Annotated in this window: 22 protein-coding genes; 9 read left to right on the top strand and 13 right to left on the bottom strand. The window is 73.8% G+C overall.

Annotated features, from left to right (window positions below; translation table 11 throughout):
- The first annotated feature begins 5 nt into the window (after window positions 1-5).
- Entirely contained in the window at window positions 6-2324 is a 2319-nt protein-coding gene (locus AAG589_RS16825) for a beta-galactosidase (RefSeq protein ID WP_430568424.1), read from the top strand.
- Window positions 2325-2436: 112 nt separating this feature from the next.
- On the top strand, window positions 2437-3045 hold the full coding sequence (locus tag AAG589_RS16820; RefSeq protein ID WP_430568423.1) for a hypothetical protein: 609 nt from the start codon (window positions 2437-2439) through the stop codon (window positions 3043-3045).
- 30 nt (window positions 3046-3075) lie between these two features.
- Here AAG589_RS16820 and AAG589_RS16815 read toward each other — a convergent pair whose 3' ends face one another.
- Both AAG589_RS16815 and AAG589_RS16810 read right to left on the bottom strand, forming a co-directional pair.
- Entirely contained in the window at window positions 3076-3708 is a 633-nt protein-coding gene (locus AAG589_RS16815) for a TetR/AcrR family transcriptional regulator (protein WP_430568422.1), read from the bottom strand.
- Window positions 3709-3729: 21 nt separating this feature from the next.
- A complete protein-coding gene (locus AAG589_RS16810) occupies window positions 3730-4755 on the bottom strand; it encodes an acetylxylan esterase (protein ID WP_430568421.1) in 1026 nt (341 codons plus the stop codon).
- An 81-nt stretch (window positions 4756-4836) separates the two neighbouring features.
- Here AAG589_RS16810 and AAG589_RS16805 point away from each other — a divergent pair, with 81 nt between their 5' ends.
- Window positions 4837-5634, top strand: coding sequence for a DeoR/GlpR family DNA-binding transcription regulator (locus AAG589_RS16805; protein ID WP_430568420.1), 798 nt, complete (start codon window positions 4837-4839; stop codon window positions 5632-5634).
- 20 nt (window positions 5635-5654) lie between these two features.
- Here the strand turns inward: AAG589_RS16805 and AAG589_RS16800 are convergent, their stop codons facing one another.
- From AAG589_RS16800 to AAG589_RS16760, 9 genes are all read right to left on the bottom strand, one after another.
- Window positions 5655-6509: a LacI family DNA-binding transcriptional regulator gene (locus AAG589_RS16800; RefSeq protein ID WP_430568419.1), complete on the bottom strand. Its 855-nt coding sequence runs from the start codon at window positions 6507-6509 to the stop codon at window positions 5655-5657.
- Window positions 6510-6580: 71 nt separating this feature from the next.
- Window positions 6581-8869 (bottom strand): FAD-dependent oxidoreductase, encoded by a 2289-nt coding sequence (locus tag AAG589_RS16795; protein WP_430568418.1) that lies wholly within the window; start codon window positions 8867-8869, stop codon window positions 6581-6583.
- A gap of 105 nt (window positions 8870-8974) precedes the next feature.
- Window positions 8975-10423: a BNR-4 repeat-containing protein gene (locus AAG589_RS16790; RefSeq protein WP_430568417.1), complete on the bottom strand. Its 1449-nt coding sequence runs from the start codon at window positions 10421-10423 to the stop codon at window positions 8975-8977.
- Window positions 10423-11745 carry a sugar ABC transporter substrate-binding protein gene (locus AAG589_RS16785; RefSeq protein ID WP_430568416.1) on the bottom strand — a complete coding sequence of 441 codons (1323 nt, stop codon included), beginning with the start codon at window positions 11743-11745 and terminating at the stop codon, window positions 10423-10425. The genes AAG589_RS16790 and AAG589_RS16785 overlap by 1 nt, the downstream gene beginning before the upstream one ends.
- Before the next feature lie 59 nt (window positions 11746-11804).
- Complete coding sequence (locus AAG589_RS16780) at window positions 11805-12737, bottom strand: carbohydrate ABC transporter permease (RefSeq protein WP_430568415.1); 933 nt, start codon at window positions 12735-12737, stop codon at window positions 11805-11807.
- A complete protein-coding gene (locus AAG589_RS16775) occupies window positions 12734-13681 on the bottom strand; it encodes a carbohydrate ABC transporter permease (RefSeq protein ID WP_430568414.1) in 948 nt (315 codons plus the stop codon). The genes AAG589_RS16780 and AAG589_RS16775 overlap by 4 nt, the downstream gene beginning before the upstream one ends.
- A gap of 212 nt (window positions 13682-13893) precedes the next feature.
- Window positions 13894-14892, bottom strand: a complete 999-nt coding sequence (locus AAG589_RS16770; protein WP_430568413.1) for a hydroxyacid dehydrogenase — start codon at window positions 14890-14892, stop codon at window positions 13894-13896.
- Between the two features lie 39 nt (window positions 14893-14931).
- Entirely contained in the window at window positions 14932-15192 is a 261-nt protein-coding gene (locus AAG589_RS16765) for a hypothetical protein (RefSeq protein ID WP_430568412.1), read from the bottom strand.
- A gap of 33 nt (window positions 15193-15225) precedes the next feature.
- On the bottom strand, window positions 15226-15624 hold the full coding sequence (locus tag AAG589_RS16760) for a RidA family protein (protein ID WP_430568411.1): 399 nt from the start codon (window positions 15622-15624) through the stop codon (window positions 15226-15228).
- A gap of 71 nt (window positions 15625-15695) precedes the next feature.
- Here AAG589_RS16760 and AAG589_RS16755 point away from each other — a divergent pair, with 71 nt between their 5' ends.
- The 6 genes from AAG589_RS16755 (at window position 15696) to AAG589_RS16730 (ending at window position 22712) form a co-directional block, all read left to right on the top strand.
- Window positions 15696-16802, top strand: coding sequence for a hypothetical protein (locus AAG589_RS16755; protein WP_430568410.1), 1107 nt, complete (start codon window positions 15696-15698; stop codon window positions 16800-16802).
- 64 nt (window positions 16803-16866) lie between these two features.
- Window positions 16867-17133 carry a DUF805 domain-containing protein gene (locus AAG589_RS16750; RefSeq protein ID WP_430568409.1) on the top strand — a complete coding sequence of 89 codons (267 nt, stop codon included), beginning with the start codon at window positions 16867-16869 and terminating at the stop codon, window positions 17131-17133.
- Between the two features lie 230 nt (window positions 17134-17363).
- Complete coding sequence (gene pdhA / locus AAG589_RS16745; RefSeq protein WP_446719754.1) at window positions 17364-18554, top strand: pyruvate dehydrogenase (acetyl-transferring) E1 component subunit alpha; 1191 nt, start codon at window positions 17364-17366, stop codon at window positions 18552-18554.
- Window positions 18551-19564, top strand: a complete 1014-nt coding sequence (locus tag AAG589_RS16740; RefSeq protein WP_430568408.1) for an alpha-ketoacid dehydrogenase subunit beta — start codon at window positions 18551-18553, stop codon at window positions 19562-19564. Before pdhA ends, AAG589_RS16740 begins: the two co-directional genes overlap by 4 nt.
- A gap of 21 nt (window positions 19565-19585) precedes the next feature.
- A complete protein-coding gene (locus tag AAG589_RS16735; protein WP_430568407.1) occupies window positions 19586-21133 on the top strand; it encodes a dihydrolipoamide acetyltransferase family protein in 1548 nt (515 codons plus the stop codon).
- Window positions 21134-21260: 127 nt separating this feature from the next.
- On the top strand, window positions 21261-22712 hold the full coding sequence (locus AAG589_RS16730) for an alanine/glycine:cation symporter family protein (protein WP_430568406.1): 1452 nt from the start codon (window positions 21261-21263) through the stop codon (window positions 22710-22712).
- Between the two features lie 22 nt (window positions 22713-22734).
- On the opposite strand, the gene AAG589_RS16725 is transcribed toward AAG589_RS16730, so the two are convergent.
- On the bottom strand, window positions 22735-23478 hold the full coding sequence (locus AAG589_RS16725; protein WP_430568405.1) for a hypothetical protein: 744 nt from the start codon (window positions 23476-23478) through the stop codon (window positions 22735-22737).
- A complete protein-coding gene (locus AAG589_RS16720; RefSeq protein WP_430568404.1) occupies window positions 23475-24488 on the bottom strand; it encodes a hypothetical protein in 1014 nt (337 codons plus the stop codon). Before AAG589_RS16720 ends, AAG589_RS16725 begins: the two co-directional genes overlap by 4 nt.
- Window position 24489 lies beyond the last annotated feature (1 nt).

Genomic DNA, 24489 nt, shown 5'->3' with positions numbered 1-24489 from the left:
AGCCCATGACCACCCCTGACGTTTCCGCGCGCCCCACGACGATCGCGCTCGACGCCCGCGCCGACCTGCTGCCCCTCGACGGCCGCCCGATCCGCGGCGGCGGCACCGACCCGCGGGGGCGCCGCCTGGAGGCCAACCCGTGGTTCCTCACGCTCGACGGCGAGCCGCTGCCGGTCGTCTCGGGCGAGCTGCTGCCGCAGCGCTACCCGGAGGCGGAGTGGGAGGACGCGGTGCGGGCGCTGCGCGACGCCGGGTGCACGGCGGTGAGCTCGTACGTGTTCTGGGGGCTGGTCGAGCCGGAGCCCGGTCGCTTCGACTTCACCGGGCCGAACGACGTCCGCCGGTTCGCGCAGATCTGCGCCGACCTCGGGATGCTGTTCCTCCCGCGTATCGGCCCGTTCAACAACTCCGAGTACCTGGTGGGCGGCCTGCCGCCGTGGCTGTTCGGCATGGGCGTGGTGGAGCGGTCGAACGACCCGGGCTACCTCGCGCTGGTGCGGCGCTACTTCGAGGCGCTGTCGCGCGAGCTGGAGGGGATGTACTTCGACGACGGCGGGCACGTCCTCGTGGTGCAGCTGGAGAACGAGCTGTCGCACGCGCCCAACGACTGGGGCACCCTCTTCGGCTACACCGCGTCCGAGCACCGCGGCCCGACAGGCGCGGAGTTCACGGAGCACATGGCGGCCCTGCGCCGCATCGCTGTCGAGTCGGGCATCACGCCGCCGTTCTTCTCCATGACCGGGTGGCGCACCGCGGGTGAGGTGCCGGACGGCGAGTTCCTGCCCACCTACGGCGCGTACCTGGACCTGCACCCCCGCTCGGGACCGAACGCCCGCCTGACCACGTTCCTGCCGGGCGACTACCCCTACCGCGGCCGGTACCCGATCGCGTTCTGCGAGCTGGGCACCGGGTCGCCGCACCGCGCCGCGTACCGCTCGCGGACCCCCGCCGACATGACGGTCACGACGGCGTCGACGGCCATCGGCGGCACGGAGTCGATCTTCCTCGGCTACTACCTGTTCCACGGCGGCACCAACCCGGTGCGCGGCGACGGCTTCGGCTGGACGCCGAAGGAGACGACGTTCACGCAGCGCTCCTACGACTTCTGGGCGCCGGTGAGCGAGTTCGGGGAGCGGCGCGAGTCGTTCTACGCCCTGGCGCCGCTCAACCACCTGGTGCGCGAGTTCGGGCGCGACCTCGCCGGGCTCCCGGTCGTCGACCCGGCCGACCCGGTGACCGACCCCGACGAGGACCGCCTGCGCGCCGTGCTGCGCGGCGGGCGGGACCGCGGGTTCGTCTTCCTCGCCAACTACGGGAACAACACGCCGATGTCGGCGCGCGAGGACGTGCGCCTGACGGTGCGGCGGTCGGACGGCGACCTCGAGGTGCCGCGCCGCAGCCGGCTCGACGTCCGGTCGGGGGCGAACCTCGTGCTGCCCGTCGGGCTGGTCCTGGGCGCGGGCGTCACGCTGCTGTCCGCCACCGCGCAGCCGGTCGCGCGGCTCGGCACGCCCGAGGCGCCGGTGGTGGTGCTCGCGTCCCCGGGCGACGAGGCGGAGTACGTGCTCGCGGCGGGCGCCGAGGTCGTGGCGCCGACCGGCGGCGCGGTGCGCGCCGAGGCCGACGGCACCAGCGTCGTCGTGCGGGCCGGCGCCGACGAGCCGGTGCTCGTGCGGGGGCCCGGTGGCGACGTGCGCGTCGTGACGCTCACGTGGGCCGAGGCGGAGCACGCCCAGGTCGCGGGGACCGGCGCCGCCAAGCGCCTGGTCACCTCGCCGGACCACTTCACGCTCGACGGCGACGGCCCCGACGACTGCATCGTCACCGTGTCGAGGCTGCGGGCGCTCGGCGAGGCGGACGCCGCGGAGGCCGAGGTGCGGGTGGTCTCGGCCGACGGCGACGTGCGCGTGCGCGTCCCGCTCCCCGCGCCCGGGCTGCGGCCCGAAGCCGTGGTCACCGAGGCGATCTCGCCCGGCCGGGTCGTGCTGCGGGGGACCGGGGACGGGCCGTGGGCGGACCTGTGGGTCGACGTCGACTACACGGGCGACCTGTGCCGCGTCTTCGACGCGGGCACGGGCCTGCTCGTGGCCGACGACTTCCACAGCGGCACGTGGCGGATCAAGGCCGGGCGGTTCGCCGACGCGCTCACGGGCGCCGGGCTGCAGCTGCGCGTGGAGCCGAAGGCGCGCAAGGAGGCGGTGGACGACCCGGACGGCATCCTCCTGGACAGCGTGCTGCGCACGGAGGGTGCCGCCGCCGCGGTGGAGGAGCTGACGCTGCTCCAGCGGGTCACGGGGACGGCGTCGATGGCGGAGACACGCTAAAGCAACTCAAAGTTGCTTTAGTTCGCGGGCTCGACTAGCGTCACGGCGCGAGCCCGTGGACCGACCGCGGGCGCCGACGTGCGGGCGAGCGCCCGAGGACGAGGGGATCGACATGAAGACCGTGCGCCACGCTGGAGCGGTGCTGGGGGCAGTGCTGCTGGTGGGCGGGCTGGCGGCCTGCGGCGGGTCCGAGCCGGAGTCCGGGGCGGAGTCCGGGTCTACCGCGGAGTCGGCGCCGGCGGCCGCGCCCGTCGAGACGGGGCCGGCGACCCTCGAGCGCACGCCCGACGAGATCGGCGAGGCGCTCGACGCGCTCGCCGCGAAGGTCGGCGGCGACGACGTGCAGGTCACCGAGGTGAACGTGAACCCCGCCGACATCACCCTCATGGCGGTCGACCCGGCCGCCCCGGACGAGCTCAACCAGTGGGACTACCGGGACGGCGCCGTCGGCGAGTCCACGCCGGTCGACTACGGCGGCGACACCGAGGCCCTGAAGCAGAACCTGTTCGGGCTGGACGAGGTCGACCCCGCCGTCGTCGTCGAGGCGATCGACGGCGCGCCGGAGGCGACCGAGATCGAGGACGGCGTCTCCGAGAGCGTCGGCATCCTCATGATGCCGGGCGCCCACGAGGGCGCGATCATCCAGGTCAACGTCGGCGGCGAGCGGGACAGCAAGATCGCCCGCTACTCGCTGGACGGCGAGCTCGTCGAGGTCCTCTGACGGGGACGACGACGGGGCGCGCGGCCCGGGTCAGGACGCGAACGCGCCGGCCCGGGCCGCGGCCACGGTGGCGTCGGTGACCTGCCGGGCGAGCTCGTCGTCGAGCAGCTCCTCGGAGAGCATGAGCCGGAAGTAGACCGGAGCCACCAGGAAGTCGATCACCTGGTGCGGGTCGGTGCCCGGGTCCAGCTCGCCCCGCTCCACCGCGCGCCGCACGATCTCGGCCGACAGCGGCCGGCGCGTGGCGAACAGCTCGTCCTTGAACGCCGCGATCCCGGGCACGCGCATCGCGTCGGAGGTGAGCGCCGTCCGCGCCACCCGGCCGACCGGGCCCGCGAGCAGACTGACGATGGCGCTGGCGTAGGCGAACAGGTCCGACCGCAGGCCGCCCGTGTCCACCGCGGGCACGGGCTGGGCGGCGAGCTCGCTGACCGCGGCCACGAGCAGCGAGTCCTTGTCCTCCCAGCGGCGGTAGACCGTCGTCTTGTGCACGCCGGCACGGGCCGCGACGCGCTCGATCGTCAGCGCGGTGTAGCCCACCTCGACCAGCTCGGCGAGCGTGGCCGCGAACACGTCCTCGCGCACCCGGGCGCTGCGCCCCCCGGGGCGCGGCCGCTTCCCGCTCCCCGTGCCGACCTCCGGGCCGCTCGCGCCGTCCTCCATGCCGACAGGATGCCGCACGCGTCACCGTCGGGGCAGCACCCGTTCGACGTGCGCGCGGGTGGCCGCGAACGCGGCGGCCATCTCGCGTGCGTGGCCGGGGTACTCGGCGTGCCCGGCGGAGAGCACCGCCAGCTCCAGCTCCGCCCCGGTGCCGGCGCGCTCGGCGGCGGCGAAGCCCGCTGCGACGCCGAACTGGCCGGGCGGCGGCACGTGCGCGTCCCACAGGGCGCACTCGACCCGCACGGGAACGCGCGCGTACGTGGCGGCGACGGACGCGTCGGTGAGGGCGAGGACCGCGCGGGCCCGGGGATGCTCGGCCACGTACCGGCGCTGCGCCTCGCCGCTGCCGGTGCACGGCACGGCGAGCCGCTCGTCGTACTGGCCGAAGCTCGGCACCTCGAGCGTGGCGCCCACGAACCGGTCGTCCCACGGCACGGCGAGCGCGCCGACCCCGCCGCCGAAGCTGCCGCCCACGTAGTACAGCGGCAGGTCCGCGGGCACGCCGTCGATGCCGGCCAGCGCCTCCTGCAGCGCGGTGGCGGCGTGCCACAGGTCGACGGCGCAGCGGCCCAGCACGTACGTCTCGACGTCCTCGATGCCGGCCAGCACGTGCGCGTCGCTCGTCGCGGGCGCGCCGACCCCGGCGTTCAGCGACACCAGGCCGCGCGCCACCGGGTAGATCACGGCCGCGCCGCGCGGCACCCGCTCGAACGACGGCGCCTCGCGGCCGCCGTAGCCGTGGCCGTGCACGATCCCCACCCGGACCGGCCCGTCGGCCGGCAGCGCGAGCCACGCGCGCAGCCGCAGGCCGCCGTCGGCGGTGAACGTCACGACCGACACGTCGTGCGCCCCCTGGCGGCCCACCGGCTCGGCGACGACGTCGGCCGGCACACCCCGCGCGGCGGCGTGCCACGACCGCCACAGGTCGGCGAAGCCGTCCGGCTCGGCGGCGGGCGGCACGGCGAGCAGGCCGTCGCGGTCGTACCCGTACGTGCCGTCGATGGGGCTGTCGGGGAACCAGGCGTCGTAGGGGGCGGGCAGGGTCACGGGATCTCCAGGGCGGGAACTGAGGCGGGGTCGGTCACGACGGCGCGTGACAGACTGTGCCGCGGATCGAAGGGGGTGCGGGTGCTCGTCGCAGAACGCAGGTCGCGGATCGTGGCCGAGGTGCGCCGCCGGGGCGCCGCGAGCGTCACCGAGCTGGCGCAGGAGCTGGGCGTCAGCGCGATGACGGTGCGCCGGGACATCGAGGCGCTCGCGGACGCGGGCGAGCTCGACCGGGTGCGCGGGGGCGCCACGACGCGCGGGGACGCCGGCGCGGTGCAGGAGCACGGGTTCGCCTCGCGGGTGCAGCAGCAGGCCGGGGCCAAGCGGGCCATCGCCCGCCGCGCCGCCCAGCTCGTCGAGCCAGGCATGGCGGTGGGCCTCTCGGGCGGTACGACGGCGTGGGTGCTCGCGCAGGAGCTGCGCGCCGTCCCCGACCTCACGGTCGTGACGAACTCGCTGCCGGTGGCCGAGGCGTTCCGCCGGCCCGACCGCGCCGACGAGCCGTACACGCAGTCCGTGGTGCTCACCGGCGGCGTGCGGACGCCGTCCGACGCGCTCGTGGGCCCGGTGGCGGTGCGGTCGCTGGAGCACCTGCACCTCGACGTGGCGTTCCTCGGCGTGCACGGCGTGGACCTGCACGCGGGCCTCACCACGCCCAACCTGCTCGAGGCCGAGACAGACCGCGCGCTGCTGGCCGCCGGCCAGGACGCCGTCGTGCTCGCCGACCACACCAAGTGGGGCGTCGTCGGGCTCACGACCATCGTCGACCTGCACGAGGTGGAGCGGCTCGTCACGGACGACGGCCTGGACGACGACGCCCGCGAGCTGCTCGAGGCGCACGTCGGCGAGCTCTGGGTCGTCCCGGTCGACCGGGACTGACGGCGCCCTCCCACGGCCGGTCAGCGGGCGGTGCTCGCGCGCGCCACGACGCGCGCGTCCACGACCACGTGCTGCACCGGCAGGTTGGCGCCGGGAGGGGTGGCGATCTGCCGCTCCAGCTCGCCCAGGGCGCGCTCGACGAGCGCCTCCTTGTCGGGGGAGACGGACGACAGCGACGGCGTGGTGAACCGGGCGCCGCGCACGTCGTCGATGCCGACGACGGCGACGTCCTCGGGTACGCGCCGCCCGGCGTCGTGCAGCGCGGGCAGGGCGCCGAAGGCGACCGAGTCGTTGGAGCAGACGATGCCGTCGAGCTCGACGCCGCGCGCCAGGAGGTCGGCGACCGCGCGCTGCCCCTCGGCGGGGGTGAACGACTCGACCTGCGCGACGAGCGCCGGGTCGTCCGCGATCCCCAGCGCGGCGACGGCCTCGCGATAGCCGGCGTACCGACGGTCGGCCGCGTCGGACGGGCGGGCGTCGCGCGGGCCGACGAACGCCACCCGGCGGCAGCCGACCGACGCGAGGTGCTCGGTGGCGGCGTACGACGCGGCCCGGTTGTCGATCGTCACGTGCGTGAACGGGCTGACGAGGATGTGTTCGCCGAGCAGCACCAGCGGCCCGGGGGAGGTGCGCCGCGTCAGGTCGGCCACGGACAGGGCGCGCGGGATGTGGATGAGGCCGTCGGTCGGGGGCAGCCCGATGCCGTTGGCGACGTCCACCTCGCGCTCGTGGTCGCCCGCGGTCTGCTGGATGAGGATCGACAGCCCGCGCTCGTCGGCGCGCCGCACCAGCAGCGCCGTGAGCTCGGCGAAGTACGGCTCCTCGAGGTCCGGCACGGCGAGCGCCACGATGCCGGTGCGCTCCTTCCTGTGCACGGCGGTCAGCGTAGCCCGGGCGGAGGTGGCGGCGCCGCGTGCCGTGCGGGTGAGTCCTGCGTGCGGCACGGTCACTCCTGCACGCGCAGCGCGACCACGCGGGCCTGCGCGGAGCCGTTCGTGCCGCCGACGACGAGGCGGGCGGCGCGCAGCGGGCCGACGTCGGCGGGCAGCGGGTGGGTGCGCAGGCGCCACCGGTTGTCGGTCTCGTCGGCGACGGTCACCCAGTCGCCGCCGTCCTCGCCACCGGCGGGCAGCACCTCGACGCGGTAGTCCCTGACGAGCGTCGGCATGATCTCGTCGGGCGTGCGGTGGTGGTGCAGCGTGTTGAGCTCGACGTCCAGGTCGTCGTCGAAGACCACGCGCACCTCGCGCCCGGTGACGGGCTCGTCCCAGTCCAGGCGCAGCCACTCGTCGCGGCCGGCCACCATCGGGGACGACGCCCACAGGTGCGGGCCGCCGTGGTTGCGGTGGTACCCGCTCGTGGCGCGCTCGGGCGCGAGGGCGCGGGTGTCCGGGCCCGCGCGGAACACGACGGACCGCCCGCGCAGCGGCTTGGTGGGCCACTGCACCAGCAGCTCGTCCGAGCTGATCTGCACGTTCTGGTCGTCGTTGTCCACGCGGTGCACCAGCGTGAGCACCCCCGCCGGGAGCGGGGAGGTGAGCCGCACCGCGACGTCGGGGTTGGCGCGCAGCACGACGACGGCGTTCTGCGGGGTGTCGGGGGCGAACGGCACGTGCGCGGTGACCCAACGCTCGTCGCCGGCGGGGACGACGACGTCGGTCTTGGCCTCCAGGTGCGCGGGCACCACGTTCTGCGGCTTGCCGGTGGAGAACACCTCGACCGACAGCGTCGTGTCGCGGCGGGCGGAGACGAGCAGCTCGACCGTGTCGAGGCGCGGGTCCACGGGCAGCACGATGCCGAGGTCGACGTCGAGGTCGTAGACGTCGAAGTCGTAGGGGTCGCCGTCTGTGGGGTCGGCGACCGGCGCGGCGATCCGCGTCGTCGTGCTCGACGCGGTGACGCGGGCGCGGCGGGCCAGGTCGTGCGGGTCGGTGTTCGCGATGCCGATGGCGGGCGCGTCCCAGCGCAGCAGGGTCTGGCGCAGCTCGTCGAGGTGGTCGGTGTAGATGCCGCGCGGGGTGGTGCCGTGCTCCACGCACAGCGCCGCCGCCGTGCCCGCGGCCTGGCCCATCGCGCCGCAGGTCGCCATGACGCGCGCGGCGCCGAACGCGATGTGCGTGGCCGACACGTCGCGCCCGGCGAACAGCATGTTCTCCACGTTCACCGAGTACAGGGAGCGGTAGGGGATCTCGAAGACGCCGTCGGAGAACCGCTGCAGCGCCCCCGCGCCCTCGGCGTACATGCCCTGGGCGGGGTGCAGGTCGATCGACCAGCCGCCGAACGCGACGCCGTCCTCGAACGACGTCTGGCCGACCACGTCGCCCTGGTGCAGCGTGTAGTCGCCGATCAGGCGGCGGTACTCGCGCTTGCCGGGCACGTTGCCGATCCACTCGAGCGTGAGGTTGTCGGCGTCGAACTTCCCGGAGTTCTTGATGTAGTCCCAGATGCCGAGGATGACGCCGCGCAGCTCGTCGCGGATGCGCTCGTTGTCGTCGACGATGTCGAGCTCGCCGCCCCACTCGATCCACCAGTAGTGCGCGCCGGAGTCGCCGCTGCGGATCACGCGGTTCATCGGGATGGGCGTGGTGGTGATGTCGATCGCCGTCTCCGGCGCCACGTACTTCACCGGGCGGCCGAGGTCCTTGGTGTAGAAGAGCAGCGTGGAGCCGAGGAACTCGCGCACGGGCTCCGGCGGCGCCCACTCCTCGCCGAACTCGGCCTGCGACTCCTTGCCGAGCCGGTACCGCGCGCCGGCCAGGTGGCCGACCAGCCCGTCGCCGGTGCAGTCGAGGAAGACCGGCGCGGTGAACGTCGTGAGGATCTCCGAGCCCATGGTCCAGCCCGTGACGGACTCGATGCGGCGGGTGTCGTCGGGGCCGGTCGCGACCACCTCGCGCACGTCGGTGTTGAGGAAGAGCCGCAGGTTCTCCTCGCGGCGCACGGTGTCCAGCACGACGTCGTCCCAGTAGACCGGGTTGCCCTCGGGGTTGCGGTACTGGTTCTCGACGTACATCTCGCCGACGATCCCGGTCTCCCGGGCCCAGCGCTGGTTGCCGTGCGCGGTGGCGCCGCACACCCACACCCGCACCTCGGACGAGGAGTTGCCGCCCAGCACCGGCCGGTTGTTCACCAGCACGACCTGGCGGCCCAGCCGCGCGGCGGCGACCGCCGCGCTGACGCCGGCCAGTCCTCCTCCGACGACGACGACGTCCGCCTCGACGGTCTGCGTGCGCATGTTTCCTCAGTTCCTTCGTCTACTTCATCGGTGGTTGAGCGTGTCGCGATCGACCCCGTTGGTTGAGCCTGTCGAAACCCGGTTCCTGGATTTCGACAGGCTCAATCAGCGAGGCCGGAGGCCGGCGACGACGTCGGCGAGCGGGCTGCCCTCGATCGGGGTGCCGGTGCGGGGCACGCGGGCGTGGAACAACGTGCCCGACGTCGGCCCGGTCTCCGCGGCGCTCAGGTAGAGCACGTCGGCCCCCGCGGACGGGCCGGTGCGCAGCGTGCGCGCGGCGAGGCGCTGCTGGCCCACCTGCACGTCGCCGAGGCCGGCGAACCGCCAGGTGCCGCCGGTCAGGCCGCGCTCGGCGCGCACCACCTGGGTGCGGACCCGGCCGTCGACCGTGCCCTGCACCACGGCGTACGCGCGGGTGACGCCGGCCGCGGACGTCGCGTCCAGCGCGGCGACCGTGTCGATGCCGTCGCCCAGCGACTCGGCGTCGATCACCGTCTCGCGCTGCCACGCGGTGCCGTCGAAGCGGGCGAACCGCACGTCGAACCGGTCGGGGGTGCCGTCGGCCTTCGCCTCGGCGTACCGGTAGACGACGCCCGCGAGCGTGTCCCCGTGCACGGCGAGCTTCGCCGTCTGCACGGTCGGCGCGTCGGACTGCATCGTCTCGCCGGGGCGGAACGGCTGGTAGACCACGGCGCCGCCGGCCGTGGGGGCGACGGGCGTCGTGATCGGCGCGCCGGCGGCGTCGTGCCACGAGTCGTCCGCCGGGTCGTACACCGCGTACGAGCCGAGGTGCCGGTACGGCCCGGCGGCCCAGCGGTGCCACTCCCACAGCACGTGCAGCCGTCCGTCCGTGCCGACCTCCAGGTCGTCGGGGTACACCGAGTACCCGACGCCGGACGCGAAGACCGCGACCCGCGACCACGCGTCCGTGGCCGTGTCGTACCGGTACAGGCGCCCGTCGCGCACCGTGGCCTCGTCCCGGCCGCCGCGCACCATGACGTACGCGTCGCCGTCGGTGCCGCGCGCCGTGACGGGGTACGTCATGGGCACGCCCTGGTCGGGCAGGTCGGCGCTCGCCTCCACGAGGGACGTGACGTCGCCCGGCGTGGCGGACCGGTAGTACTGCCACGGCACGTGGTGCATGGACACGAAGGCGTGGATGGTGCCGTCGCCGTCCACGACGATCGACGGCTGGTCGTGCCCGCTGTCGTCGAGGAAGGTGGCGCACGAGCCGTCGTCGGCGCGCAGGCAGCCGACGGTCCACTCGCCGTCCGCCGCCTTCGCCGCGAGGTGCACCTCGTGGCGGGACGCCTCCGCGGCCGGCGCGTCGAACGCCATGTAGGTGACCCCGTCGACGACGTCGAGCGGCGTCCACCACCCGGCGTTGTTCGACGGGTCCACCGGGTAGGGGAGCTGCTCGATCGACTCGGCGTGCTTCGCCGGCGCGTGCGGGGCAGCCGGCGCGGGCGACGCCGCGGCGGCGAGCGACGTGCCGGCGACCAGCGCGAGCGCCGCCGTCGCGAGGGCGGCCCCACGGGCGGTCCGGCGCGCCATCAGGCGACCAGCTTCTGCGCGGCCTCGCCGGCCTTCTGCATGGCCGTCTTGGCGTCGGTCTTGCCGACCAGCACGGCCTGCACCTGCTCGGCGACGACGGTCTCGATCTGCGAGTACGCGGTGAACTTCCAGAACGGGTTGCTCGTGGACGTCGCGGTGATGCGGTCGTTGAACTGCGTGCCGAACGTGTCGGCGGCGACGACGTCGGACTGCTGCGCCTCCGTGGTGACGGGCGGCAGGCCGCGGACCTCGTAGTCGGCCAGCACGGTGTCGAGGTCCGACGTCGCGAACTGGGCGAAGTCGGCGGCGGTCTCGGCGCCCTCGCCGTCGACGACGGCGATCGCCCCGCCCCACACGAGGGCGCGCGGGGTGTCCCCGTCCTTGAGCACCGGGCGGGACAGCGGCACGAGCTTGCTGCCGAGGTCCTTGTCGGGCGACTCCTCGGTGACCGCGCCGCGGCCGACGGGGGCGTCGTCGTAGATCGCCGCGCGGCCCTGCGCGAACAGGGAACGGGCGTCGAAGCGGTCGACGTCGGCGGCGATGAGCTTCTGGTCGTACAGCGACTTGTACCAGGTCACGGCCTCGACGGACGCGTCGTCGCCGATGGTGACCGTGTCGCCGTCGACGAGCGGGCTGCCGAACGTCTCCATCCAGATGAGGATGTCCTTGAGCTGCGCGGCCTTGGTGGACGCGGCGTAGGGGATGAGCCCGCCGCCGAGGCCCTTGAGCGACTTGAGCGCCTTCTCGAACTCGTCGACCGTGGCCGGGAAGGCGTCGGGGTCGAGGTCCGCCTTCTTCAGCAGGTCGGAGTTCGCGACCAGCCCGATCGCGCCGATGGTCCACGGCAGGCCGTACTGCGTGCCGTCGAACTGGGCGGCGGACAGCGCGGCGTCCGTGTACCCGCGGCCCTCGGTCAGCGCCGTCAGGTCCTGCAGCTTGCCCATCGCGGCGAGCGAGCCGAGCCACGCGACGTCGACGTGCGCGGCGCCGGTGAACTGGCCGCCCTTCACCTGCAGGGTGAGCTGGTTGATGTACTCGTTGTAGGGGAACGAGACGTCCTTGATCGTGACGCCCGCCTTCTCCTGGTAGGCCTTGACGATCGCCTCGAGCGCCGGGGCCGCGGCCTCCTCCGTGAAGGACCACGACGAGAACGCGAAGTCGGTCTTCGTGCCGCCGGTGGCGGCGGCCGAGGCGGCGCTGCCCGTGGACGCCCCGGGGGCCGACGGCGCGCAGGCGGCGAGGGCGGCGGTGCCGGCGCCGATGCCGAGCAGCTGGAGCACGCGACGTCGCGACATGGCGCTCTGGGGAAGGGTGAGGGACATGAGGATCCTCCGCATCGAGGGTCGTTCGGGGTGGGGAAGGGGGTGGAGCGCGGGTGCGGTCAGCCCTTGACGGCGCCGGCGGTGAGGCCGCCGACCAGGTACTTCTGCAGGGCGATGAAGGCGATCGCGACCGGGAGCGACACGACGAGCGACGCCGCCATGAGCTCCGGCCACGCCGTCGAGGCCTCGCCGATGAAGGTGTTGACCAGGCCGGGCGGCAGGGTCTGCTTCTCCGGGCCGGCGAGGGTGAGGGCGAAGACGAAGTCGTTCCAGCCGCGGACGAAGGCGAACAGCCCGGCGGCGATGAGGCCCGGGGCCGCCAGCGGCAGCACGATCGAGTGGATGATCCGCAGGCGGGACGCGCCGTCGACGCGGGCCGCCTCGATCAGCTCGTCCGGGATGGTGTCGAAGAAGCCCTTGAGCATCCACACGCACAGCGGCAGCGTGAAGGTGGTGAAGCTCAGCACCAGCGCCGTGTACGTGTTCAGCAGGTTGTATGCGCTGAACACGCTGTACAGCGTCACCAGCAGCAGGGCCTGCGGGAACATCTGCGACGCCAGCACCAGGTACATCAGCGAGCGGCGGCCGCGGTAGCGGAACTTGGAGAACGAGTACCCCATGTACGCCGAGACCAGCACCGACAGCACCGCGGTGATGACCGAGACGATGACGCTGTTGCGCAGGTAGCCGAAGAGCTGGTCGTTCGAGGCGAGCGCGGCGAACGCGTCCAGGGTGGGCGCCGACGGGAAGAACTTCGGCGGGTAGCTGAAGACCTGGTCGCGCGGCGTCAGGGACGTGGCGAGCAGCCAGTAGACCGGCAGCAGGCCGAAGCCGCCGCAGATCACGACGGTGGCCCAGGCGGCGACCCGCACGCCGGGCCGCTCGGACCGCAACGCGCCGCGGCGCAGCCGCTGCGGCGGGCGGGCCGCGTCGGCCGGGGACGACGCCGAGGGCGGGGTGGGGGCGGCGGGGAGCTGCGTCGTCGCGCTCATCGCTCCTCTCCCTTCTCCGAGAAGCGGACGTACACGACGACGAGCGCCATGAGCAGCACCATCCACAGCAGGCCCAGCGCGCCGGCCTTGCCGAGGTCGTAGCCCTGGAAGGCGGTCTCGTACACGGCGGTGGCGAACGTCTGGGTGGCGCCGGCGGGGCCGCCGCCGGTGAGCACGTAGATGATGTCGAAGTGCTGGAAGTTCCAGATGAACTCCAGCAGCACCACCAGGCCGACGATGCCCTTGAGGTGCGGCAGCGTGATGGCGAAGAAGCGGCGCACGGTGCCCGCGCCGTCCATCTCGGCGGCCTCGTGCAGCTCGACCGGCACGGTCTGCAGGCCGGCCAGCAGCATGACCATCATCCAGGGGAACGACTGCCAGGTCTTCGCCAGGATCACGGCGCCCATCGCGGTGCCCGGCTGGGCCAGCCAGGCCTGCGGGTCGTCGACCAGGCCGACCGACTGGAGCAGCGCGTTCATCACGCCGTAGTTGGCGTTGAAGATCCACATCCACAGGAACGACACGACGACGCCGGGCACCAGCCAGGGGATGAGCATGAGCCCGCGCAGCACCTTGGCGCCGCGGATCCTGGTGTTCAGCGCGAGCGCGAGCGCGAAGCCGATCACGAACGGCAGCAGCGTGGTGCCGAGCGTGAAGACGAGCGTCTGGCGCAGCAGGCGCAGGAAGTCGCCCTGCAGCACGTCGACGATGTTCTGCAGCCCGACGAACGTGCGTCCCGGCAGCACGAGGCTCTGCTCGAAGAACGCCGTGACGAGCGCGGCGATCAGCGGGTAGAGCACCACGCCGGCCAGCAGCGCGACGCCCGGCAGCAGCAGCAGGACGGCGAACTGTCCGTCGCTGAGTCGTCGTGGTGTCGTCTGTGACTTTGTGTGTTCAAGAGTGTGAGTTTGTGAACTCGTCATGTCCACGTCCCTGTGGGTCATCCTCGGCAACGAGGGCGATGAGCTGGTGTCCGCGACACACTCTGGCCGATCCTGGCCGATCCGGTCAAACGTCTGCGGTCTCGGTGCGGTAACAACTTGATGCTCTAGTGAACAAGTAACAACACAAGATCACAACGGAGTGAACATGCGAGAGGCCGCCGAGCCGACCGGGGGTCGGGCTCGGCGGCCTCTCGCGGGGCGCCGCGGGTCGCTCAGGCAGTGAAGGGCAGCTGCTCGCGGCGTACTTCGTGGAGCAGGGGCTCGCCGGCGGCCCACCGGTCGATCTCGTCGACGGCGGCGTGACTCAGGCGCGCCACCTCGGTGCCGAGCGAGCCGGCGACGTGCGGCGTGAGGAAGACGTTGCCGAGGCCGAGCAGCGGGTGGCCCGCCGGCAGCGGCTCCGGCTCGGTGACGTCGAGGACGGCGAACAGGTCGGGGCGGCCGGCGAGCGTGCGGGCGAGCGCGTCGTGGTCGACCAGCCCGCCGCGGGCGGTGTTGATCAGCGTGGCGGACGGCGCGAGCAGGGCGAGCTCGTCCGCGCCGAGCATCCCGCGCGTGCCGTCGGTGAGCGGGGCGTGCACGGAGACGACGTCGCTGGCGGCGAGCAGCCGGGGCAGGTCGACCAGCTCCACGCCCGCCCGGCGCGCCTCGTCGGCGTCGTAGTACGGGTCGTGCACCAGCACGCGCACGTCCAGCGGGCGCAGGCCCTCGGCGACCAGGCGCGCGATCAGGCCGAACCCGACGAGGCCGATCGTGCTGCCGTCGAGGCCGCGGATGCCGTCGCGGCCGGGCACCGCGTGCTCGCGCGCGGCCGTGAGGCCGAGCCGCAGCACGTTCTTCACCGCCAGGTGGACCATCGACACCGTGAAGTCCGCGACGGCCCGCGCGTTGGCGTGCGCCGCCGACGTGACGCGAATCCCGCGGTCCCACACCGCCGGGGTCACCATGGCGCGCACCGAGCCGGCCGCGTGCGCCACGAGCTCCAGCCGCGGCATCCGGTCCAGCAGCGCGGCGTCCAGCTCCGGGGCGCCCCAGCCGGTGACGAGGACGCGCGCCGCGGCCAGGGCCGCGTCGTCGGCGGAGGCGAGGTCCGCCACCGCGCCGTGCGACGCCAGCCGGTCGCGCACCGTCGCGTCGAGGACCGACCCGGCCCACGCGTCGTCGACGGCGGTGAGGATCGTCGTGGGCGTGGCGGGTGTCGTCTTCGGCATGGCCTGACCTTAGCGGGGCGCCTGCCGGTGCGACCGGGCTCAGCGCGCGGCCGGGCGACGCACGACCCGCAGCCGCCACCCGAGGGCGGCGGCCACGAGGGCGACGACGAGCCACGCGAGCCCGTGCACCAGCGCGTCGTGGGCCTTGGCCAGGATCTCCAGGGCGTACTCACGGTCGGAGCGGTCGAACATCGTCGAGAGGTACCAGCGGTTGCCCCAGCGGAACCCGTCGGCGACGGCGAGGAGCACCGCCAGCACGGCCACGGCCTGGAAGAGCCCTCGCCACCGATGTCTGCGCACGGCCGTCACCCTACGAGCGGGGGACGGGGCGTGTCAGCCCTCCGGCACGGTCGCGACGGCCTCCACCTCGACGAGCGCGCCCGGCCTGGCGGGCGCGACGGCGAGCACGGTGACGGCGGTGCGTGCGCGCCAGACCTTGCCCGAGGCGGCGTAGGCCGCGTTCGGGTCGACGGACGGGTCGAGATAGATGGTCAGCTTGGCGACATGCTCCACGTCCGTGCCGGCCTTCTCGAGGACGGCGATGACGTTGCGCAGCGCCTGCTCGGTCTGCGGGCCGAGGCCGCCCTCGACGATGGCGCCGTCGGGGCCGGTGCCGTTCTGCCCGCCCACGTAGAGCGTGCGGCCGGCGGGCAGGATCATGCCCCACGCGAACGCGGGGTTCTGGTGCAGCGAGGGTGGGTTGACCGGGGTCGGCGTCGACTGCGCGTTCACGGGTGCGTCCCTTCGTCGGGTGTGGCCCCAGCCTCCCGCCAGGGTCTGACACGCGCCTCTAGGGTGGGCCCGTGCCCGGGACCAGCCGCCTCGACGCCGCCGCGCTGCTCTCCGGCCCGCGCGGCCGGCGCCTGTGCCAGGAGCTCGCGCAGGCGCAGGACGACGACGTGCGGCTGGCGGTGTTCCGCGCCGCCCACGACCTGGACCCCGGGGCCGGGACCTCGCGGGTGCGGTACGGCGCGCGTCGCGGCTGCCGCCCGCGTCGCGGCCGCCGCCCACGGCCGGCGACAGACGACGTGGTCCGGCGGCTGGGCGACGCCACGTTCGCCGTGCCCGACGAGAGGCAGGTGCTGGACGTCCTCGGCGCGGCGGTCGACAACGCGCGCTACTGGCAGGAGCCGGACGGCGAGGACGTGCTCGCCGCCCTCCCCGAGGTGCGCGAGGCGCTGGCACCGGCCGCCGACGCGCTGCTCGCGGCGTCGGCGGTGGACTGGTGGTCCACACCCGTGCCGTCGGAGGCCCAGCGCGAGGTGGTCTGGTACGACGAGGGGCGCCTCGGCCTGCCCGGCACGACGACGGCGGAGCGGCCTGACCTGGTCGCGGCGTGGCGCGCCGAGACCGTGGAGGACGAGCGCACCGCGGCGCGCGAGCGTCCGTCCGACCCGCGCGCGAGCTGGGGCGGCGCGTGGTGGTCCGTGCCGCCGCACGAGCTGCTCCGCACCAGCCGCGCCCTCGGCGCGAACGGCCCGGTGGGCCTCTGGCTGGTCGAGGACGGCATGGGGTGGGAGCGCGGGAGCGTTCGCCCGGCGCTGCCGGACGCCGGGGTCGAGGTGCTGGAGCTGGACGGGCCGGACGACTGGGCCGACCTGTGCCGCCGGCACCCGCTGGAGGTGACCGCCTCGCGGCGGCACGACTGGTACCGCACCACGGGACGCGACGGCGCCTGGGTGCTGCCCGACTGGGCGGCGGTGGCCCGGGAGGTGGACGCCGTGCATCTCACGGTGCGCGGGTACCTCACGACGGCCGGGCTGCCGGTGCCGGTGTCCGACGGCGTCGCGTCGGTGCTCGCCGGCTGGGACCCGGATGCGACGTGCTGGTTCGCGGGCGCGACGGCGGACCCGGGTGCCGCCCGCGACTGGCGGTACGACGACGCCGGAGGAGCCTGGCGCGCCTCCTGACCGGGAGCCGGCCCGTCGGGGGCTCAGGTTGCGGCGCCGTCGCGCCGGGGAAGACTCGCTGTCCATGGACAACTGGGACTACGACCAGCTCGCCGACGACTACGGATGGTTGTTCGGCACCGCCGCGATCATCGTGTACCTGGCGATCCTCGTGATCTTCCTGATCGCGTACATCCGGATCATCCAGAAGGCCGGCTACTCGGGCTGGTGGGTCCTGGTCGGCATCGTGCCGGTCCTCAACGTGGTGATGTTCCTCGTGTTCGCGTTCTCCCGCTGGCCGGTGCTGCGCGAGCGGGACGCGCTCCGGGCGGGTCAGGGCTACCCGCGCTGACCAGCGCGGTCGTCGTCGCGCACCCGGCCGCTTGGAGGAACCCTCCAAAACGATCGGGGGGACATTGGCACCGACGCCGGGGGGTGCGCCCCCTGGACGACAACCTACGCTGGCGTAGGCTACGAAGGCGTAGGTTCCGGTGGGTCGCCGTTCCGGCGGGTCTTCCCGGGACCTCCTCCCATGCCGGAGCAGCCCTGCCCCACCCGGGGGCCGTCAGCGAAGGAGACCGCGTGCCGCAGACCACCACCGGCGAACCCGACGAGACGCCCGTTGAGGTGCCCGCCGACGTCGCGCCCGCTGACGTCGACCCCCTGGTCCAGCTCGTCTCGCCCACCGGCGAGCGTGTCGTCGAACCCGACAACGCGACCTACCGCTCGCGTGTCGACCACCTCACCTCCGAGGACCTGCGCGCCCTGTACCGCGACATGGTGCTGACGCGTCGGTTCGACGACGAGGCCACGGCCCTGCAGCGGCAGGGCGAGCTCGCGCTGTACGCGCAGGGCCGTGGCCAGGAGGCCGCCCAGGTCGGGTCGGCGTACGCCCTCTCGCCGCAGGACTACGTGTTCCCCTCCTACCGCGAGCACGGCGTGCTCCAGGCCCGCGGCGTCGACCCCGTCGACCGCCTGCGCCTGTACCGCGGCGCGGACCACGGCGGCTGGGACCCGGCCGAGCACAACGTGCACCTGTACACGCTCGTCATCGGCTCCCACGTGCTGCACGCCACGGGCTACGCGATGGGCGTGCAGCGCGACGGCGCGGTCGGCACCGGCGACGACGCGCGCGACGCCGCCGTCGTCACCTACTTCGGCGACGGCGCCACCAGCCAGGGCGACGTCAGCGAGGCGCTCGTCTTCGCGGCCGTGAACAACGCGCCCGTCGTGTTCTTCCTGCAGAACAACCAGTGGGCGATCTCGGAGCCGACGTCGCGCCAGTCGCGCGTCCCGCTGTACCTGCGCGGCGAGGGCTTCGGCATCCCCAGCGTGCGCGTGGACGGCAACGACGTCCTCGCCTGCTACGCCGTGACGGCCGAGGCGCTCGAGCGCGCCCGGACCGGCGGCGGCCCGACCTTCGTCGAGGCCTACACCTACCGCATGGGCGCCCACACCACCTCCGACGACCCGAGCCGATACCGCGCCCGGGCGGAGGAGGACCACTGGGCCCGCCGCGACCCGATCGACCGCCTCGCCGCGCTGCTGCGCGCCGAGGACGGCTGGGACGACGACTGGGCGGCCGGCATCGAGCGCGAGGCCGACGCCCTGGGCGAGCGGCTCCGCGCCGAGGTGCGCGAGCTCGGCGCCCCGCCCACGAGCGCGATGTTCGAGCACGTGTACGCCACCGACCACGCCCAGGTGCGGTCGGAGCGGGCGTGGTTCGAGCAGTACGAGAACGAGACGCACGAGACGACGGGGGCGGCCCGATGACCTCAGCAACCCCGCAGACCCTGACGTTCGCCCGGGCCATCACCGAGGGCCTGCGCTCGGCGCTCGAGTCCGACCCGAAGGTCCTCGTCATGGGCGAGGACGTCGGCCGCAACGGCGGCGTCTTCCGCGTCACGGACGGCCTGCAGAAGGACTTCGGCGAGGACCGCGTGGTCGACACCCCGCTCGCGGAGTCCGGCATCGTCGGCACGGCGATCGGCATGGCGCTGCGCGGCTACCGGCCGGTGTGCGAGATCCAGTTCGACGGCTTCGTCTTCCCGGCCTACGACCAGATCACGACGCAGCTCGCCAAGATGCACTACCGGTCGCGCGGCCGCCTGCAGGTGCCCGTCGTCATCCGCATCCCCTACGGCGGCGGCATCGGCGCGGTCGAGCACCACTCGGAGAGCCCGGAGGCGCTGTTCGCGCACACGCCGGGCCTGCGCGTCGTGTCGCCGTCCACCCCGCAGGACGCCTACGACATGATCCGCGCCGCCGTCGCGTCGCCGGACCCGGTGCTGTTCTTCGAGCCCAAGGGGCGCTACTGGTCCAAGGGCGAGGTCGCGACCAGCCCGTACCCGACGGTGGCCGCGGCCGGCGGCGCCGACGTGCTCAACCGGGCGCGCGTCGCCCGGCAGGGCAGCGACGTCACGCTCGTCGCCTACGGCCCCACGGTCGCGACGGCGCTCAAGGCCGCCGACACGCTGGCGACCGAGGGCACCAGCGCCGAGGTGGTCGACCTGCGCGCGATCTCCCCGCTCGACGTCACGGCCGTGGCCGAGTCCGTCAAGCGGACCGGGCGCTGCGTCGTCGTGCACGAGGCGCCGACCTTCCTCGGCTCCGGCGCCGAGGTCGCGGCCCGCGTGAGCGAGGAGTGCTTCTACTCCCTGGAGGCCCCCGTCCTGCGGGTGGGCGGCTTCCACGCGCCGTACCCCGTCGCGAAGCTCGAGCACGAGTACCTGCCGAGCGTCGACCGCGTCGTGGACGCCGTCGACCGCGTCCTGGCCCACTGACCCCCTGACCCGAGGAGACCGATGAGCACGCAGCGTTTCCCCCTCCCGGACGTGGGCGAGGGCCTCACCGAGGCCGAGATCGTCGAGTGGCGCGTCGCCGTCGGCGACACCGTCGCCGTCAACCAGGTGATCGTGGAGATCGAGAGCGCCAAGTCGCTCGTCGAGCTGCCGTCGCCGTGGGCCGGCACCGTCACGGCGCTGCTCGCCGAGGAGGGCACCACCGTCGACGTCGGCACCGCGATCATCGAGATCAGCACCGGCGCCGAGGCGTCCGGAGGCTCCGACGAGCCCACGGGCGACGGCTCCGGCGAGGCCGCCGCCGACGCGTCCGGCGAGGGCTCCGGCTCCGTGCTGGTCGGGTACGGCACCGGTGACGGTGCGGGCTCCGGCCGCCGCCGGCGTCGCCGCGTGTCAGACGCCCAGCCCGTCGAGACCACGCCCCTGTCGGTCGAGCCTGTCGAGACCACGAGCCCGTCGGTCGAGCCTGTCGAGACCACGAGCCGGGTTTCGACAAGCTCAACCAGCGGTGGTGGGGTTTCGACAGGCTCAACCAGCGGTGGTGGGGTTTCGACAGGCTCAACCAGCGGCGGCGGGGTTCCGACAAGCTCGACCAGCGGCCCGGCGATCGAGAAGCCGATGGCGAGCGTGCCGGCGTCGGCGGGCGCGCGCGTCCTGGCCAAGCCGCCGGTGCGCAAGCTGGCGAAGGACCTGGGCGTGGACCTGGCGTCCGTGCACCCCACGGGCCCGGGCGGCATCGTCACGCGCGAGGACGTCGTCGCGCACGCCGAGGGCGCGGCGCCGAAGGCCCTCGCCACGTACCCGGACGACGACCAGCCGTGGCTCGCGTCGGGCACCGTCAGCCAGGACGGCCGCCAGACGCGCGTGCCGGTGAAGTCGGTACGCAAGCGCACGGCCGAGGCGATGGTGGCCAGCGCGTTCACCGCCCCGCACGTCACGGTGTTCCAGACGATCGACGTCACGAAGACGATGAAGCTGGTCGCCACGCTGAAGGAGGACCGGGACTTCGCGGACGTGCGCGTCACGCCGCTGCTCGTCGCGGCCAAGGCGATGCTGCTCGCGGTGAACCGGCACCCGCAGATCAACGCGAGCTGGGACGAGGCCGCACAGGAGATCGTCTACAAGCACTACGTGAACCTCGGGATCGCCGCGGCGACGCCGCGCGGGCTCGTCGTGCCGAACATCAAGGACGCGCACACGCTCGACCTGCTCGGCCTGGCGAAGGCGATCGCGACCCTCACGTCCACCGCCCGCGCGGGCCGCACCTCGCCCGCCGACATGTCGGGCGGCTCGATCACCATCACCAACGTCGGCATCTTCGGCACCGACACGGGCACGCCGATCCTCAACCCCGGCGAGGCGGGCATCCTCGCGTTCGGCGCCATCCGCAAGCAGCCGTGGGTGCACAAGGGCAAGGTCAAGCCGCGCTGGGTCACGCAGCTCGCGCTGTCCGTCGACCATCGCCTGGTCGACGGCGAGCTCGCCGCCCGCTACCTGGCCGACGTCGCGAAGGTGCTCGAGGACCCGGCGCGCGGGCTCGTCTGGGGCTGAGCGCGGGGGCGCCGCCGTCCGGGGGATTCCTGGACGGCGGATGACCGAATCTGGATGGTTCGCTAAGGTAACCGACCGGTTCCACACCGAAGTCGGGGCCGAACGCGACCGAAAGGCCAGTTCGATCATGGAAAGCTTCAACGAAGCGCTCGCCGGGTTCAACGACGGCTTGTGGCTCTACCTCGTCGTCCCGGTGCTCGCGGCGCTGTGTCTGTACTTCACCGTCCGCTCCGGGGCCGTGCAGATCCGCCTGCTGCCGGACATGTTCCGGTCCGTCGTCGGGAAGTCCGCCCCCGCGCCCGGTCAGAAGCCGGTCTCGTCGTTCCAGGCGTTCGCGATCTCGGCCGCGGCGCGGATCGGCACGGGCAACATCGTGGGCGTGGCCACCGCCATCGCGCTCGGCGGCCCGGGCGCGGTGTTCTGGATGTGGGTGATGGGGCTCGTGGTCGGCGCCGCGAGCTTCGTCGAGTCGACGCTGGCCCAGCTCTACAAGGTCCGGGACGGCAAGGACTTCCGCGGCGGGCCCGCGTACTACATGGAGCGCGGGCTCGGGAAGCGGTGGATGGGCCTGCTGTTCTCCGTCGTGATCATCGTGACGTTCAGCTTCGTCTTCAACTCGGTGCAGGCCAACACGATCTCGGGCGCGGTCGGCACCTCGGCCGAGCAGATCCTGGGGGAGACGCCGTCCTGGCTGGCGCCGGTCGTCGGGGTGCTCCTCACGGCCGTCGTGGCCGCGATCGTCTTCGGCGGCCTGCACCGCATCGCCAACACCGCCCAGCTGCTCGTTCCCCTCATGGTGGTGCTCTACCTCGGCCTCGGCGTGCTCGTGGTCGCGCTGAACGTGGAGAAGCTGCCCGACGTCCTCGCCGACATCGTGGGCAGCGCCCTCGGGTTCAGGGAGGTCGCCGCCGCGGGCCTCGGCACGGCGATCTCGCAGGGCGTGCGACGTGGCATGTTCTCCAACGAGGGCGGGCTCGGCTCCGCCCCCAACGCCGCCGCCACCGCCACGGTGAGCCACCCGGTGAAGCAGGGCCTGGTGCAGACCCTGGGCGTCTACGTCGACACCCTGTTCGTCTGCTCGATCACCGCGTTCATCGTGCTGGTGTCGAATCCGACGTACGGCGAGAACTCCGGCCCGACGATGACGCAGGAGGCGCTGCAGTCCAGCCTCGGCGACTGGTCGCTGCACCTGCTGACGGTGATCCTGCTGCTGCTCGCCTTCACGTCGGTGCTGGGCAACTACTACTACGGCGAGGCCAACGTCGCCTTCCTCACCCGCCGGCGCGGGGCGATGACGGCGTTCCGGGTGGTGTTCCTGGTCATCGCCTTCCTGGGGTCGATCGGCTCGGTGCAGCTCGTGTGGACGCTCGCCGACACCACGATGGCGGTCATGGCGCTGGTCAACCTCGCGGCGATCGCGCCGCTGAGCACGATCGCGTTCCGCCTCATGCGCGACTTCACCGCGCAGCGCAAGCAGGGCCTCGACCCGCAGTTCACGCGCGACCGGCTGCCCGGCGTCACCGGCATCGAGTGCTGGGAGCCGCACGAGCGCGAGCGCGAGCAGGTGGCCGTCGGCTGACGCGGGCTCCTCGGCGCCGGCCTCAGCAGGGGCCGGCGCCGAGATCGTCCGCCTCGGCGCGCAGCTCGTCGGGGGAGCTGGCGAAGTACGCCTCGGGGTCGCGCGCCAGCTCCGCTTCGGCCGCGTCGGCGAGCAGCAGCTTGGCGGTGCGGGCGTTCGCGGTGACCTGGCAGCGCTCGACGGCGGTCGGGGGCACGTCGCCGTCGTCGAGCGACCAGAAGGCGCGGTCGAGCTTCGACTCGGCGTCCTCGGCGTACCAGACGACGAAGTCGTCGGACGCCGGGTCGCCCTGGGTCAGGGCCCACGCGAGGAACGCGGTGCCCTCGTCGTAGGCCGCTCGCCACGCGGCGGGGTCCCGGTCCTCGTGGTTCTCGAAGATCTGGACGGCGCGCTCGTAGTCGCCCTGCTCGTACGCGGACACCCCGACGCGCGACTCGACCTCGAGGGCCACCTTCGGCACCCACACGAGCACGAGGACGAGCGCCGCGACGCCGGCGACCAGCCAGGAGGCGATCAGCCACCCCTCGGCGGCGTCGCCGAGCGCGTGCCGGTCCCGGAGCGCCATGGCCCGCATCCGGGCGCGCCACCGGTCCTCGGTGCGGGGCCGGGCGCCGCCGGACCGTGCGGCGAGGCGGGCCCGGATCGCGGGCAGCCAGCGCGGCAGGGTCGCGAGCAGCGCGCCTGCCACCACGACGAGCGCCAGGACGACGACGCCGAGCGCCGTGCTGTCGCTCGCGACCAGCGGGGGATGGACGACGGCGCTCATCGGCGGGCCTCCTGCGCGACCTCGAGCACGATGCTCCGCTGGACGAGGAGGGCGACGGCCTCGGTGAGGCAGGCGGCGACCAGGCGGTCGACGTCGGGCCAGCCGCGCCGCACGAGGCGGTCCGCGTACGCGTCGCGCCGGTGGTGCGGCAGGTTGACCGTGCCGTCGTCGGCCCGGTCCGTGAGGGCCATGGCCCGGTGGGACATCCGGCACAGCCGCCGCGCCTGCGCGACGTCGGACGCGGACCGTCCGGCGCGCAGGTACAGCGGCGTGAAGTACCGGGCGGCGCCGCGCGGGAAGTCCGTGCCGTGCTGTCGCGTCAGGTCCCGGGCGAGGCGGCGCCACACGAGGTAGGGCACCGTGCTCGCGGCGGCGCACCGCTGAGCGGGCGACAGCGAGGCGGCCTCCGCCTCACGAGAAAGCAGCCGGCCGAGGGCGTCGACGTCTGCCCCCGCGACCGCCTGGTCCGCGACGGCGCGGGCCTGCGGCAGCCAGCGCACCGGCCGTCCGAGGTCGTCCAGCTGCTCGGTCTCCTCCTCGCCTGCCTCGGCGGAGCGCTGGTACCGCCGGAGGACGGGCGTGGCGCCGGTGCCGCCGACCCACATCGGCACGCCGCGACGCCGGCCGAGGGCGTAGAACAGCGCGACGATCACGACCCACCCGGCGGCGTAGGCCCACCACGGCAGCACGCCGCCGGCGGCCAGCGCCAGGCCGACGAAGAACCACAGGCTGAACACCAGGCCGAGCACCCACCCGTAGCGGCTCATCGACCTCCCGCCCAGGATCGCCGCGACCGTGAGCACCACCACGACGGTGACCAGCGGCGCCGCCACCATGGCGATGAGCACCCAGGCGTAGGCCGCGGGCGGCTCGACCCACAGGAGCTGGCCCACCCAGAGCATGACCCCCGCGACCGCCCACGGCACCCCGATGCCGACGAGCAGGATCGCGACGAGGGAGCTCTCCTTCTTCGTGATGTAGGTGTCGCTGAAGCGGTATCCCCTGGCCACG

This window comes from Isoptericola sp. F-RaC21 (assembly GCF_038593535.1).
Taxonomy (GTDB): domain Bacteria; phylum Actinomycetota; class Actinomycetes; order Actinomycetales; family Cellulomonadaceae; genus Isoptericola.
This window is presented reverse-complemented; position numbering and strand designations above follow the sequence as displayed.